Here is a 14,846-nt window from a genome sequence, read left to right on the forward strand (position 1 = left end):
CAGGACCACCTTCCCGCACCATCTTCACCCCACGGAGCACCCCATGCATGACGACCGCACCCTGGTCGAAGCCCGCCTCAAGCGCGTCCTCGACGAGCGCATCCGACCCGCCGTGTACCCCGAGTCCGTGCCGCTGGAAGTCGCGGTGTGGCACGCTCCCGGTGAGCCGGTGCCCGTCGCCGAGGGGCTCGCGGCCACACCCGAGCCGATCGAGGTGGGTGCGCGCTGGGGCGTTCCGTGGGGCACCAGCTGGTTCCGGGTCACCGGGACCGTCCCGGAGGCGTGGGCGGGGAAGACCGTCGAGGCACTGCTCGACCTCGGCTTCGACGAGAACATGCCCGGCTTCCAGTGCGAGGGGCTCGTCTACCGGCCCGACGGCACTCCCGTGAAGGGCCTCAACCCGCGCAACCAGTGGGTGCGCATCGGCGCCCCGGTCGAGGGCGGCGAGGAGGTCCGGCTGCATGTCGAGGCCGCCTCCAACCCGGTGATCCTCGATTACCACCCTTTCCTGCCCACCCAGTTGGGCGACAAGGAGACCGCGGGCAGCGAGCCGCAGTACACCCTCACCCGGATGGACCTCGCCGTCCTCGACGAGACCGTGTGGGAGCTGGTGCTCGACCTGGAGGTGCTCGGCGAGCTGATGGCCGAGCTGCCGGTGGAGTCGGCGCGGCGCTGGGACATCCTGCGCGCGGTGGAGAAGGCGCTCGACGCGGTCGACCTGCAGGACGTGGGCGCGAGCGCCGCCGCGGCCCGCGAGCGGCTGGCGGGGGTGCTGGCCGAGCCCGCCGTCCCGTCCGCGCACCGCATCAGCGCCGTCGGGCACGCGCACATCGACTCGGCGTGGCTGTGGCCGCTGCGCGAGACCGTCCGCAAGGTGGCGCGGACCACCTCCAACATGACCGCGCTCATCGAGGACGAGCCCGAGTTCGTCTTCGCGATGTCCCAGGCCCAGCAGTGGGCCTGGGTGAAGGAGCACCGGCCCGAGGTGTGGGCGCGGGTGAAGAAGGCGGTCGCGGAGGGCCGGTTCGTGCCCGCGGGCGGTATGTGGGTCGAGTCGGACACCAACATGCCCGGCTCGGAGGCGATGGCCCGTCAGTTCGTGCACGGCAAGCGGTTCTTCCTCGACGAGTTCGGCATCGAGAACGACGAGGCCTGGCTGCCGGACACCTTCGGCTTCGCCGCAGGACTCCCGCAGATCATCAAGGCGGCGGGTTCCAAGTGGCTGCTCACCCAGAAGATCTCGTGGTCGCAGACCAACAAGTTCCCGCACCACACCTTCCAGTGGGAGGGCATCGACGGCACCCGCATCTTCACCCACTTCCCGCCCGTCGACACCTACAACTGCTCCATGCGGGGCAGCGAACTCGCCCACGCGGCCAAGAACTTCAAGGACAAGGGCGTCGCCCGGCACTCCCTCGCCCCCACCGGCTGGGGTGACGGAGGCGGCGGCACCACCCGCGAGATGGTGGCCAAGGCGGCCAGGGTCCGTGACCTCGAAGGCTCCGCCACCGTGGTGTGGGAGACCCCGACGGAGTTCTTCAAGAAGGCCGAGGCCGAGTACCCGAACGCCCCTGTCTGGGTCGGCGAGTTGTACCTCGAACTGCACCGCGCCACGCTCACCAGCCAGGCCAGGACCAAGCAGGGCAACCGCCGCAGTGAACACCTCCTGCGCGAGGCCGAACTCTGGGCGGCGACCGCGGCCGTGCGGACCGGATTCCCCTACCCGTACGAGGAGTTGGACCGCATCTGGAAGACGGTCCTGCTCCACCAGTTCCACGACATCCTGCCCGGCTCGTCCATCGCCTGGGTGCACCGGGAGGCGCGCAGGACGTATGAGCGGGTCGCCGAGGAGCTGACCGGCATCATCGACGCGGCGCAGCGGGCGCTGGCGGGTGAAGGCGGCACGGAGCTCGTGTTCAACTCCGCCCCGCACAGCAGGGACGGGGTCCCGGCGGGCGGGGCCCTGCCCGCCGCCGCGGCGAGCGAGGTGGCGCTCGCGCCGCGCGTAGGCGGCGGCCACGTCCTCGACAACGGCCTGCTGAGGGTCGAGATCGACGCCCGGGGCCTGGTCGTCTCCGCGTACGACATCGACGCCGACCGCGAGACGATCGCCCCGGGACGCGCCGCGAACCTGCTCCAGATCCACCCCGACTTCCCGAACATGTGGGACGCCTGGGACGTCGACGAGTTCTACCGCAACACGGTCACCGACCTGGTCGACGCCGACGAGGTCGCGCCCGGTGAGGACGGCGTGTCGGTGCGGATCGTACGGTCCTTCGGCGCGTCGCGGGTCACCCAGGTGCTGTCGCTCGCGCCGGGGGAGCGGCGGCTCGGCATCGACACCGAGGTGGACTGGCACGAGACGGAGAAGTTCCTGAAACTCGCCTTCCCGCTCGACGTGCACGCGGAGCGCTACGCCTCCGAGACGCAGTTCGGGCACTTCTACCGGCCGACGCACACCAACACGTCCTGGGAGGCAGCCAAGTTCGAGGCGTGCAACCACCGGTTCGTGCACATGGAGGAGCCCGGCTGGGGAGTCGCGCTCGTCAACGACTCGACGTACGGCCATGACGTGACCCGTACCGTCCGCGACAGCGACTCCGGTACGACCACCACCGTGCGTGTCTCGCTGCTGCGCGCCCCGCGCTTCCCCGACCCCGAGACCGACCAGGGTGTGCACCGCTTCCGGCACGCGCTGGTGCCGGGGGCCGGCATCGGGGACGCGGTGCGCGAGGGATGGCGGATCAATCTGCCCGAGCGGCGGGTCAGCGGCGAGCGTGAGGTCGCGCCCCTGGTGGAGGTGGCGCAGGACGCGGTCGTGGTGACCGCGGTCAAGCTCGCCGACGACGGCAGCGGGGATGTGGTCGTACGCTTCCACGAGTCCCGGGGCGGGCGCACCAGGGCCACGCTGACGGCCGGGTTCGAGGTCGGGGACGTCACCGTGACCGACCTGCTGGAGCGGCCCCTCGCGGACGCCGCGGAGCCGCGGCGCGACGACGACCGGGTCACCCTGTCGCTGCGCCCCTTCGAGCTGGTCACCCTGCGGCTGACACGCGCCTGAGTGGTTGCGTGTTCGACCCCTTCCCGGGCTGCGGATCCGGCTACTGCGTGAGCTGGGTCCGCAGCCACTGCTCCACTTCGCCCACGTGCGCGGCGGCGGCGGCCCTGGCCGCCTCCGGGTCGTGGGCCACCAGCGCGCGGTGGATCGCCGCGTGCTCGCGCCGCGTCCGCTCGAAGGCGCCCTCCTCCTCATAGCCCCGCCAGACCCGGGCACGGAACGTGCGCGAGGACAGGCCCTCCAGGATGGCCGCCATGGTCTCGTTGCCCGCGGCGGCCGCGATCTCGCGGTGGAAGGCCAGATCGTGGGCGAGGATCTCCTCCGGGTCGTCCGTCGCGTTCATCGCCAGCAGGTGTTTCTCGACCTCGGCCAGCTGGTCCGCCGTGATCCGTGCGGCGGCCAGCGCGGTCGCGGTCGACTCCAGGATCCGCCGCACCTCCAGCAGCTCGACCAGCCGCGGCCCGCGCGAGAGGTCGGCCACCACGCCGAAGGTCTCCAGCAGGTCCCCGGCCTCCAGCTGGGTGACGTAGATGCCCGAGCCGTGCCGGGCCTCCAGCACACCGAGGACCGTGAGCGCGCGGATCGCCTCGCGCATCGAGCTGCGGGACATGCCCAGCTGGGCGGCGAGATCACGCTCGGTCGGCAGCCGCTGCCCGGGCTCCAGCCGGCCCTCGCCGATCATCGCCTTGATCCGCTCGATGGCGCGCTGCGTCACGGTGCCCTTCTGCGGGGCCGACTCGTCCACGCCGTCTCCTCCTGTTGCCGGGGTGCGCCGCAGTCTAACCACCAGAGTGGTCGGACCACTACGGCTGATAACGCGGAAATTTTGGCGCATGGGGGTGTTGCGGAGGCGAAGTGGTCTGATAAATATTCGTCCCGGTTGAGCGGGACGCTCGGCCACGCACCGTCACCCCCGATCGATCTCGCTCAACGAGGAGCCGTCAGATGGCCGGCAGAAACGTGCGGAACACGCGAATTGCGTCGCGGGCAGTGCGTGCGGCGGCTGCGGCCGCCTGCGCGACCCTCGTGCTCGCGGCATGCGGCAGCACCAAGGACTCCGTGTCGTCGGGCGGCGGAGGCACCGGCAAGGTCGGGGTGATCCTGCCCCTGCTGACCTCGCCGTTCTGGCAGTCCTACAACGACTACGTGCCGAAGATGGCGAAGTCCGAAGGGGTCGACGCCCTCAAGACCGTCAACTCCAACAGCGACCCGTCCCAGCAGATCACCGACATCAACAACCAGCTCAACCAGGGCGTGAAGGGCCTCGTCGTGGCCCCCCTGGACAGCGCCGCGATCGCCGCCGGGCTCGACCAGGCCGAGCGCAAGGGCGTTCCCGTGGTCGCCGTCGACGTGGCGCCCGAGAAGGGCAAGGTCGCCATGGTCGTACGCGCCAACAACGTCGCGTACGGCGAGAAGGCCTGTGAGTACCTCGGCAAGCAGATCCCCTCCGGCAAGGTCGTGCAGATCATGGGCGACCTGGCCTCGGTCAACGGCCGGGAGCGCTCCGAGGCCTTCCGCACCTGCGTGCAGAAGAACTACCCGAAGCTGAAGGTCCTGGAGATCCCCGCCAAGTGGGAGTCCGACACCGCGGCCTCCAAGCTCGACACCCTGCTGAACGCCAACCCCGACATCAAGGGCATCTACATGCAGGCGGGCGGCGTCTACCTCGCGCCGACCCTCCAGACCCTCAAGTCCAAGGGCATGCTGAAGAAGACCGGCCAGGCGGGCCACATCACGATCGTCTCGAACGACGGCATCCCGCAGGAGTTCGACGCCATCCGCAAGGGGGAGATCGACGCCACCGTCTCCCAGCCGGCCGACGCGTACGCCAAGTACGGCATGTACTACATCAAGGCCGCGATGCAGGGGAAGACGTTCAAGACCGGACCGACCGACCACGACTCCGAGATCGTCAAGCTGCCCAGCGGCATCCTGGAGGACCAGCTGCCCGCGCCGCTGGTGACCAAGGACAACGTCGACGACCCCAAGCTCTGGGGCAACACGGTCAAATGAGTACCCCACTGGTGGAGGCGCGGGGGGTGGCCAAGCGGTACGGCCCCACCGTCGCCCTCCAAGACGGCCGGCTCACCGTTCTCCCCGGTGAGTCCCACGCCCTCGTCGGGCGCAACGGCGCGGGCAAGTCCACCCTCGTCACCATCCTCACCGGCCTCCAGGCCCCCGACGAGGGCGAGGTCCGCTTCGACGGTGAGCCCGCGCCCGCGCTCACCGACCGCGACGCCTGGCGCCGCAAGGTGGCCTGCGTCTACCAGAAGCCCACCGTCGTACCGGAGCTGACGGTCGCCGAGAACCTCTTCATCAACCGGCAGCCGGTCGGGCGCGGCGGCTTCATCAGCTGGCGCAGGCTGCGGGCCGAGGCGGCGCAGGTCCTGGACACCTGGGACGTGCACGTCGACCCGGAGGCCCGCACCGCCGACCTCAAGGTCGAGGACCGCCAGATGGTCGAGATCGCCCGGGCGCTCAGCTTCGGCGCCCGGTTCATCGTCCTCGACGAGCCGACCGCGCAGCTCGACAACCGGGAGATCGAACGGCTCTTCACCCGGATGCGCGCGCTCCAGGAGTCCGGTGTCACCTTCCTGTTCATCTCGCACCACCTCCAGGAGGTGTACGAGGTGTGCCAGACGGTCACCGTGCTGCGCGACGCCCGCTGGATCACCACCGCGCCGGTCGCCGAACTCCCCCGCACGGCCCTGGTGGAGGCCATGGCGGGGGAGTCGATCGCCGAGCGGACCGTCACACACCAGACGGTCGCCGCGGACGCCCCGGTGCTGCTCGACGCCCAGGGGCTCAGCTCGGACGCGTACGAGGCCATCGACCTCACCGTCCGCCGCGGCGAGGTCCTCGGCCTCGCCGGCTCCAGCGGCAGCGGCAAGATCGAGCTCGCCGAGTCCTTCGCCGGACTGCACACGCCGACCGGCGGAACGGCTCGACTCGACGGTGAGCGGCTGCCGTTCGGTGACGTACAGGCCGCGCTCAAGGCGGGCGTCGCCTGTGTCCCGCGCGACCGGCACGAGCAGGGTCTCGTCTCCGGCATGACCATCGGCGACAACACCACGATGAGCGTCCTGAACCGGCTCGGCCGCTACGGATTCATCTCCGCCGCCCGCAAGCGGGGCTTCGCCACCGAGCTGATCGAACGCCTCGACATCCACGCCGAGGGCCCCGAACAGCCCGTCTCCGACCTCTCCGGCGGCAACGCGCAGAAGGTCGTCATGGCCCGCGCCCTCGCCTCCGACCCCCGCCTCCTCGTCCTCATCAACCCCACCGCCGGCGTCGACGTGAAGTCCAAGGAGTCACTGCTGTCCCGGATGGACAGCGCCAGCGAGGACGGCACCGCCGTGCTCGTCGTCTCCGACGAACTCGACGACCTGCGCCGCTGCGACCGCGTCCTCGTCCTCTTCCACGGCCGTGTCGTCGCCGAGCACCCGGCGGGCTGGCACGACCACGAGCTGATCGCCTCCATCGAAGGAGTGGACCATGGCTGACACGAAGGCCCCGTCGGCCTCGTCGCCCACCTCCGCGCGCGTCCCCGACGCACGGGCCGCCAAGACCGTACTGCTCCGCAGGGCCCGCGAACTCGCCCTCGTGCCAGCCCTGTTGGTACTCCTGGTGCTCGGCGCGATCGTCAACGACTCGTTCCTCACCGAACGGAACCTGATCTCCATCCTGGGCGCCTCGGCGGCACTCGCGATGGTGGTCCTCGCCGAGTCGCTGGTGCTGATCACCGGCAAGATCGATCTGTCACTGGAGTCGGTGGTCGGCATCGCGCCCGCCGTCGGCGCCCTGCTGGTGCTGCCGTCCGCGCAGTCCGGCTGGGGCACGGAATGGCCGGCCGCGCTCGCCCTCGTCGCGATCCTCGTCGTGGGCGGAGTCATCGGCGCCTTCAACGGCATCCTCGTGGTGAAGTTCAAACTCAACGCCTTCATCGTCACCCTCGCGATGCTGATCGTCCTGCGTGGCCTGTTGGTCGGCGCCACCAAGGGCAAGACACTGTTCGGCATGCCCGACGCGTTCTTCCAGCTGGCCACCTCCACCTTCCTGCGGGTCCCGCTGTCGGTGTGGCTGGCCGCGGTCGCCTTCGGGGCCGCCGGACTGATCCTCAAATACCACCGCGTCGGGCGCGCCCTGTACGCCATCGGCGGCAACGCGGAGGCGGCCCGCGCCGCCGGTATCCGCGTCGACCGGATGCTGCTCGGCGTCTCCGTCGTCGCCGGCGTCCTCGCCTCGGTCGGCGGGATCATGCAGACCGGGTACGTCGGCGCGATCAGCGCCAACCAGGGCAACAACATGATCTTCACGGTGATGGCGGCGGCGGTCATCGGCGGCATCAGCCTGGACGGCGGCAAGGGCACCATGTTCGGCGCCCTCACCGGCGTACTCCTCCTCGGCGTGGTGCAGAACCTGCTCACGCTCGCCCAGGTGCCGTCCTTCTGGATCCAGGCCATCTACGGCGGAATCATCCTGGTCGCCCTGATGATCGCCCGCGTGACCACCGGCCGCGCCCAGGACTGACCTCCCTTCGTCTTCGTACGGATCCAAGGACCCACGGATCCACGGAACCCCTCCGTACGCCCCTGTCCCGGACCGAAAGGCCTCCCGTGTCCCCAACTGCCGCCCGTATCACCGCGGTCGACACCTACGACATCCGCTTCCCCACCTCGCGCGAGCTCGACGGCTCCGACGCGATGAACCCGGACCCCGACTACTCGGCGGCGTACGTCGTGCTGCGCGGCGACGCGGCCGACTGCCCGGAGGGGCACGGCTTCACCTTCACCATCGGGCGGGGCAACGACGTCCAGGTCGCCGCGATCGAGGCGCTGCGCGGGCATGTGGTCGGACGCTCGGTCGACGAGCTGTGCGCGGACCCGGGCTCCCTCGCCCGGGACCTGATCGGGGACAGCCAGCTGCGCTGGCTCGGGCCCGAGAAGGGCGTGATGCACATGGCGATCGGCGCCGTCGTCAACGCCGTGTGGGACCTGGCCGCCAAGCGTGCCGACAAGCCCCTGTGGCAGCTGCTCGCCGACGCCGAACCGGAGTGGCTGGTCCGCCAGGTCGACTTCCGCTACCTCACGGACGCCCTCACCCCCGAGGAGGCGCTCGAACTGCTCCGTCGCGGCCGGGAGGGCGCCGCCGAGCGCGCCACGATCCTCCGGGAGAGAGGCTTCCCCGCCTACACCACCTCGCCCGGCTGGCTCGGCTACAGCGACGAGAAGCTCACCCGCCTCGCCGCCGAGGCCGTCGCCGACGGGTTCCGGCAGATCAAGCTGAAGGTGGGCGCCGATCTCGCGGACGACGTACGCCGCTGCCGGGTCGCCCGCTCGGTGGTCGGCCCCGACATCCGGATCGCCATCGACGCCAACCAGCGCTGGAACGTGGACGAGGCGATCACCTGGACCAAGGCCCTCGCCGAGTTCGAGCCCTACTGGATCGAGGAGCCCACCAGCCCCGACGACGTCCTCGGCCACGCCGCCGTCCGCGAGGCCGTCGCCCCCGTCAAGGTCGCCACCGGCGAACACGTCCAGAACCGTGTCGTCTTCAAACAGCTCCTCCAGGCCGGCGCCATCGACGTCCTGCAGATCGACGCCGCCCGCGTCGCCGGCGTCAACGAGAACCTCGCCATCCTGCTCCTCGCGGCCAAGTTCGGCGTGCCCGTCTGCCCGCACGCCGGCGGGGTCGGCCTGTGCGAACTCGTCCAGCACCTGTCGATGTTCGACTTCGTGGCGCTCTCCGGCACCACCGACGACCGGGTCATCGAATACGTCGACCATCTGCACGACCACTTCCTCGACCCGGTGGTGATCAGGCAGGGTCACTACGCGGCACCCACCGCGCCGGGCTTCTCCGCGACCATGCGGCCGCAGTCCATCGCGGAGTTCACCTACCCCGGCGGGACCTTCTGGGCCGCCGACCTCGCACACCAGAAATCCGACAGCCGGCCGAGCGACAAGCGGAAGGGGGAAGCGGCGTGAGTGCCGACTTCGAAGGACTCAAGGCGCTGGTGACCGGTGGCGCCTCCGGCATCGGCCGCGCCACCGCCGAGCTGCTCGCCGCCCGTGGGGCGCGGGTCGCCGTCCTCGACCTGGACACCTCGACGGTCGAGAAGCCCCTGCTGGGCTTCCGGGCCGACGTCACCGACGACGCCTCCGTACGCGAGGCCGTGGCCGCGGCCGTCGCGGACCTCGGTGGACTCGACGTGCTGGTCAACAACGCCGGGATCGGCGCCCAGGGCACCGTCGAGGACAACGCCGACGACGAGTGGCACCGGGTCCTGGACGTCAATGTCGTCGGCATGGTCCGTACCGCCCGCGCCGCCCTGCCCCACCTGCGGGAATCCGCGCACGCGGCGATCGTGAACACCTGCTCCATCGCCGCCACCGCCGGGCTCCCGCAGCGCGCCCTGTACTCCGCCACCAAGGGCGCCGTCCTCTCCCTCACCCTGGCGATGGCCGCCGACCACCTCCGCGAGGGCGTCCGCGTCAACTGTGTGAACCCCGGCACCGCCGACACCCCCTGGGTCGGCCGCCTCCTCGACGCCGCCGCCGACCCGGCCGCCGAACGGGCCGCGCTGGAGGCCCGCCAGCCCTCCGGCCGGCTCGTCTCGGCGGACGAGGTCGCGGGCGCCATCGCCTACCTGGCGAGCCCGCTGTCCGGCGCCACCACCGGCATCGCCCTCGCCGTGGACGGCGGCATGCAGGGACTGCGACTGCGGCCGGTGGGCCAGTGAGCACGCTCGGAACGGGCAGGCTCGGGAACAGCGGTGTCGAGGTCAGTGCCCTGTCCTTCGGCGCCGCGGGCATCGGCAACCTGTTCACCGCCGTCAGCGACGAACAGGCGCACGAGACCGTGGACGCCGCCTGGTCCGGGGGCATCCGCTACTTCGACACCGCCCCGCACTACGGCATCGGCCTCTCCGAACGCCGTCTCGGCGCGGCCCTGCGCGATCGCCCCCGCGCCGAGTACACCCTCTCCACCAAGGTGGGCCGCCTCCTGGAACCCGCGGGCGCGGACGCGGGCGGCGACGACCTGGCCGACGGCTTCGCGGTGCCCGCCACGCACCGCCGCGTCTGGGACTTCAGCGCCGAGGGCGTACGACGCGGCATCGAGGCCAGCCTCGAACGCCTGGGTCTCGACCGCGTGGACATCGTCTACCTCCACGACCCGGACGACCACGCCGAGCAGGCCTTCCACGAGGGCTATCCGGCCCTGGAGCGGATGCGCGCGCAAGGCCTGGTCGGCGCGATCGGCGCGGGCATGAACCAGGCCGAGATTCTCACCCGCTTCGTCCGCGACACGGACGTGGACGTGGTGCTGTGCGCGGGCCGCTACACCCTGCTCGACCACGCCGCGCTGACCGAACTGCTGCCCGCCGCCCAGGAGCGCGGAACCTCGGTGGTCATCGGCGGCGCCTTCAACTCCGGCCTGCTGGCGGACCCGAGGCCCGGAGCGACGTACAACTACGCGACCGCACCGGCGGAGTTGCTGGACCGCGCCCTGCGACTGAAGGAGATCGCGGAGCGGCACGGCACCACCCTGCGCGCCGCCGCGCTGGCCTTTCCCGCCGCCCACCCGGCCGTCGCGAGTGTCCTGGCCGGCGCCCGCTCGGCGCACGAAGTCCGCGACTGCGTCGAGCAGTTCACGACCCCGGTGCCGGAGGACTTCTGGCGGGAACTGCGCGAGGCGAAGCTGCTGCCCGAGGACGCCCCCGTACCCGTACCCCCACAGGACCCGTCATGAGAGTCGCCCTGCACACCAAGGTCCGCGCGGACGGCGTCGCCGCGTACGAGGCCGCCCACCGGGAGGTCCCCGAAGAGCTCACCACGGCCATCCGCGCCGCCGGAGCCACCTCCTGGACGATCTGGCGCAGCGGCACCGACCTCTTCCACGTCCTGGAGTGCGAGGACTACGGGCACCTGCTCGCCGAACTGGAGAAACTGCCGGTCAACATCGCCTGGCAGGCGCGCATGGCCGAACTCCTCGATGTCGTCCACGACTACTCGAGCGAGGGCGCTCAGGCGGGGCTGCCCGTCGTGTGGGAGCTGCCGTGAGGGTGGACGCGCACCACCATGTGTGGGACCTCTCGGTCCGCGACCAGGGCTGGATCACCGGGCCCGAACTCCAGCCACTGCGACGTGATTTCGGCGTGGCGGACCTCGCACCGCAGGCACGCGCCGCCGGCGTCGACCGCACGGTCCTCGTACAGACGATCACCGTGCCCGAGGAGACCCCGGAGTTCCTCGCCCTCGCGGCGCGGGGCGAGCTGATCGCGGGTGTGGTCGGCTGGACCGACCTGACCCGGCCGGACGTCGCCGACGAGCTGGCCCGGCTGCGGGAGCTGCCGGGCGGCCGCCACCTCAAGGGCATCCGCCACCAGGTACAGGGCGAGCCCGACCCGGAGTGGCTGCTGCGTCCGGACGTACGGGACGGGCTCGCCGCGGTCGCCGAGGCGGGCCTCGTCTACGACCTGGTCGTGCTGCCGCACCAACTGCCGGCCTGCGTCCGGGCCGCCGCCGGCCACCCCGGACTCACCTTCGTCCTCGACCACTTGGGCAAGCCCCCGATCGCCACGGGCGCGCTGCGACCGTGGGCGACGGCCGTCCGGGCGCTGGCCGCGCTCCCCAACACCGTGTGCAAACTCTCCGGCATGGTCACCGAGGCGGACCACGCGAAGTGGACGGTCGACGGGCTGCGCCCCTACGCGGACACGGTCCTGGGCGCCTTCGGACCCGGCCGGCTGATGTTCGGCTCCGACTGGCCGGTGTGCACGCTGGCGGCGTCGTACGGCCAAGTGGTCGACGTGGCCGAGGAGTTGACCGGGGGGCTGGGCACGGAGGAACGCGCCGAGGTCTTCGGTGGCACCGCCACCCGGGTCTACCGGCTCTGATCCACCCATTCCAGGCGCATCGGCGGCAGGAACTCCCGCACATACGTCCGGTGCCAGCACGCGCCCGTCTCCCGCAGCTCATGCCACGTCGTGTAGCGGTAGCGGTAGAGGCGGGCGCGGACGTACCGGGGCGGTGCGTCCGCAGGGAACGGGCAGCGGCGCAACAGCCGCAGCGTGTCGCGGTCGTTCTCCAGGAGCCGTTCGACCAGGCCCGTGAACCAGGAGGCCGCGTACGCGGGGGAGAGCGCCGCGAACCACATCAGCCAGTCGAGCCGCAGATGGTATGGCGCGTACTGGCGCGGCCAGTGGCGAAGATCGCCCGGTTTGCCCTTGAACTCGTACTCCTTCCACTCCGAGTCCTCCCGCGGCACGGGGTCCGCCGTGCCCTCGACGACCACCTCGTGGCGTACCCGGCTGACGCTGCCGAACGCGCCGTAGGTGTTGACCAGGTGCAGCGGGTCGAAGGAGCGGTTCATGACCTGGCGCCGGGAGATCATGTTGCGGGCGGGACGGTAGCTGAGGGCCACCAGGCCCGCGGCGACCGCGAGGACCACGATCTCGTACCAGAGGGGCGGGCCGGCCACGTGCGGGGGAGTGGCGGGGAACTCGATCGCGGAGAGGGCCAGCACGATGGTGGTCCAGTTCAGCCAGGAGAAGTTGCCGGACAGGACCAGCCAGAGCTGGGTGAGGACCATCAGCGACGCTGCCGCCGTCGCGATCGGCTGCGGGGTGAACAGGAGGACGGGCACGACGAGCTGGGTGAAGTGGTTCGCCGCCACCTCGACCCGGTGGAAGGGCTTGGGGAGATGGTGGAAGAACCAGCTCAGCGGTCCCGGCATCGGCTGGGTCTCGTGGTGGTAGTCGAGGCAGGTCAGCTCCCGCCAGCAGGCGTCCCCGCGCATCTTGATCAGCCCGGCGCCGAACTCCACGCGGAACAGCACCCAGCGCAGCAGGAAGAGGACGACGACCGGCGGGGCCACCTCGTCGTTGCCGAGGAACACGGCGAGGAAACCGACCTCCAGGAGCAGGGACTCCCAGCCGAACGCGTACCAGGTCTGGCCCACATTGACGATCGACAGGTACATCGCCCAGGGCGCCAGCCACAGCGCCATGGCCCCCCAGAGCGGGAGCCACTGGTCCAGGCCGGCGACCAGCGCCACCGACACCGCGCAGCCCGCCCAGGCCCAGGCCGCGAAGAAGCGGTCCGAGTAGCGCAGGTGGAACACGCTCGGCGCGTCGCGGAACGCGACCCGCGCCAGGAACCGCGGCACCGGAAGCATCCCCCGCTCCCCGATCAGCGCACGGAACTGGAGCGCCGCGCCCAGAAAGGCGACGACGTACACCACGGCCAGGGCCCGCTGGAAGACCAGCCGGCTCAGCCAGTAGTCGGGGGCGACGAACCACTCCACGCGAGCCACTCCTCTTCCCTTGTCTTCCATTGTGACGCTGGGTGACCGTCTCCGCTTGCGTGAGCCAACTGAGCGACGCAGACAATAGTGGACGAAATCCACTGAACGGCCCGGAGGTCGTGGTGCAACGGGAGGAAGCAGTGCAACGGGAGAACGTGGTGCGACAGGAGAACAGCGTGGTGCACATACCCACCCGGGCCTTCGTCATGGCCTGCGCGCTCTCGGCGGCGCTCCTCGTCGCCGGGTGTGGCGGCCGAGGCGGCGAGAGCGCGGCGTCCGGGGCCGACGGGGGTGAGGTCTTCCTGCAGCCGGTCGCCGGCGGCGGCCCCGACCCGTTCACCGCGTCCACCGCCGCCGACTCGCCGTTCATCACCCGAATGCCGTATCCGGCGACACCCGCGAACCGTGGCTCCGCCTCGCAGGGCGTGCGCTTCTTCCCCGGCTCCACACCCGGGCTCTACGGCGGCACCCGGGCCGTCGGCAGCTGTGACGTCGGGAAGCAGATCGGCCTCCTCTCCTCGGACCCCGGCAAGGCGCGCTCGTTCGCGCAGGCGGCGGGCGTCGCGCAGGCGGCCGTCCCGGACTTCCTGCGCGGTCTGACCTCGGTCGTGCTGCGCGCCGACACACAGGTCACCGACCACGGCTTCCGTGACGGCCGGGCGACCAGCTTCCAGTCGGTGCTCCAGCGGGGCACCGCGGTCCTCGTCGACGACCGGGGCGTGCCGCGTGTGCGCTGCGCCGGCGGCAACCCGCTGAACCCGCCCGTCGTGTCCAGGACGACCCCGGGGACCCAGGGGCAGCCCTGGTCCGGTTTCCGTCCTGGCAACGTTGTCGTCGTGACCCCGGCGTCCGCCGCGATCAGGAACATCACGATCATCGACATCGCCGACAACAGGTGGATCGAACGGCGGACCGGGGACGACGGTCACCGGGACGTCGTCCTGCGGCCACCGGTCTCGGCCGCGAGCCCCGGCCGTCGCCCCGACACAGGCCCTGGCGCAAGCCCCACTACGAGCCCCGGTACGAGCCCCGGTACGAGTTCAGGTACAAGCCCGAGCGCGGTCCCGGATCAGAGCCCGCGGACGGGCCCCTTCGCGGACGCGCCGTCGGCCGACTGTGTGGCGCCCACCCTGACCGTCACCCCGGAGGGAACCCCGGGCATGCCGGACGGCGGCGTGCCGACGGAGGCTCCCGTGGCCGCGGTGTCGAACTGTCTCCCGCCCACCACGACCGCCCCGCAGGGCCCCCGAGCCCCGCAGGACCCCCTCGCCCCGCTGAATCCCTCGGACCCCTCGGAGGACGAGATCGGCCCCGACACCGTTCCTGAGATCCCCGACCTGCCCGACGGCGGCGGTCTGATCCCCGACGAGTCGCCCGATGCGGACACCGTCTTCGACACCCCGACGGACGTCTTCGCCGGCTGAGCGCCGAGCGGTCGGGGGAGCCCGAATCCGGACTCCCCCGAAGCGGCACACCGGAC

The 14,846-nt window shown here is 71.3% G+C and carries 12 protein-coding genes; 10 read left to right on the forward strand and 2 right to left on the reverse strand.

The window, feature by feature from the left end; genetic code table 11:
* The first annotated feature begins 43 nt into the window (after nt 1-43).
* Entirely contained in the window at nt 44-3,061 is a 3,018-nt protein-coding gene (locus tag ACZ69M_RS46970; protein WP_470059847.1) for an alpha-mannosidase, read from the forward strand.
* 40 nt (nt 3,062-3,101) lie between these two features.
* Here ACZ69M_RS46970 and ACZ69M_RS46975 read toward each other — a convergent pair whose 3' ends face one another.
* On the reverse strand, nt 3,102-3,803 hold the full coding sequence (locus tag ACZ69M_RS46975; protein ID WP_054234945.1) for a FadR/GntR family transcriptional regulator: 702 nt from the start codon (nt 3,801-3,803) through the stop codon (nt 3,102-3,104).
* 200 nt (nt 3,804-4,003) lie between these two features.
* Between ACZ69M_RS46975 and ACZ69M_RS46980 the strand changes: the two genes are divergently transcribed.
* From ACZ69M_RS46980 to ACZ69M_RS47015, 8 genes are all read left to right on the forward strand, one after another.
* Nucleotides 4,004-5,071: a sugar ABC transporter substrate-binding protein gene (locus tag ACZ69M_RS46980; protein WP_101402330.1), complete on the forward strand. Its 1,068-nt coding sequence runs from the start codon at nt 4,004-4,006 to the stop codon at nt 5,069-5,071.
* Nucleotides 5,068-6,561: a sugar ABC transporter ATP-binding protein gene (locus tag ACZ69M_RS46985; protein WP_470059848.1), complete on the forward strand. Its 1,494-nt coding sequence runs from the start codon at nt 5,068-5,070 to the stop codon at nt 6,559-6,561. Before ACZ69M_RS46980 ends, ACZ69M_RS46985 begins: the two co-directional genes overlap by 4 nt.
* A complete protein-coding gene (locus tag ACZ69M_RS46990) occupies nt 6,554-7,588 on the forward strand; it encodes an ABC transporter permease (protein ID WP_470059849.1) in 1,035 nt (344 codons plus the stop codon). Before ACZ69M_RS46985 ends, ACZ69M_RS46990 begins: the two co-directional genes overlap by 8 nt.
* 86 nt (nt 7,589-7,674) lie before the next feature.
* Entirely contained in the window at nt 7,675-9,045 is a 1,371-nt protein-coding gene (locus ACZ69M_RS46995) for an L-fuconate dehydratase (protein WP_470059850.1), read from the forward strand.
* Complete coding sequence (locus ACZ69M_RS47000; protein WP_470059851.1) at nt 9,042-9,800, forward strand: SDR family NAD(P)-dependent oxidoreductase; 759 nt, start codon at nt 9,042-9,044, stop codon at nt 9,798-9,800. Before ACZ69M_RS46995 ends, ACZ69M_RS47000 begins: the two co-directional genes overlap by 4 nt.
* Nucleotides 9,797-10,810 (forward strand): aldo/keto reductase, encoded by a 1,014-nt coding sequence (locus tag ACZ69M_RS47005; RefSeq protein WP_470059852.1) that lies wholly within the window; start codon nt 9,797-9,799, stop codon nt 10,808-10,810. The genes ACZ69M_RS47000 and ACZ69M_RS47005 overlap by 4 nt, the downstream gene beginning before the upstream one ends.
* Nucleotides 10,807-11,121, forward strand: a complete 315-nt coding sequence (locus tag ACZ69M_RS47010) for an L-rhamnose mutarotase (RefSeq protein ID WP_470059853.1) — start codon at nt 10,807-10,809, stop codon at nt 11,119-11,121. The genes ACZ69M_RS47005 and ACZ69M_RS47010 overlap by 4 nt, the downstream gene beginning before the upstream one ends.
* Nucleotides 11,118-11,957 carry an amidohydrolase family protein gene (locus ACZ69M_RS47015; protein ID WP_470059854.1) on the forward strand — a complete coding sequence of 280 codons (840 nt, stop codon included), beginning with the start codon at nt 11,118-11,120 and terminating at the stop codon, nt 11,955-11,957. Before ACZ69M_RS47010 ends, ACZ69M_RS47015 begins: the two co-directional genes overlap by 4 nt.
* Here ACZ69M_RS47015 and ACZ69M_RS47020 read toward each other — a convergent pair.
* Nucleotides 11,945-13,366, reverse strand: coding sequence for a lipase maturation factor family protein (locus ACZ69M_RS47020; protein WP_470059855.1), 1,422 nt, complete (start codon nt 13,364-13,366; stop codon nt 11,945-11,947). The two genes, ACZ69M_RS47015 and ACZ69M_RS47020, sit on opposite strands and share 13 nt — an antisense overlap.
* 176 nt (nt 13,367-13,542) lie before the next feature.
* On the opposite strand from ACZ69M_RS47020, the gene ACZ69M_RS47025 reads away from it, so the two are divergent.
* Complete coding sequence (locus tag ACZ69M_RS47025) at nt 13,543-14,790, forward strand: DUF6777 domain-containing protein (RefSeq protein ID WP_470059856.1); 1,248 nt, start codon at nt 13,543-13,545, stop codon at nt 14,788-14,790.
* The last annotated feature ends 56 nt before the right edge of the window (nt 14,791-14,846 follow it).

It is taken from the genome of Streptomyces sp. NPDC107454 (assembly GCF_055582885.1).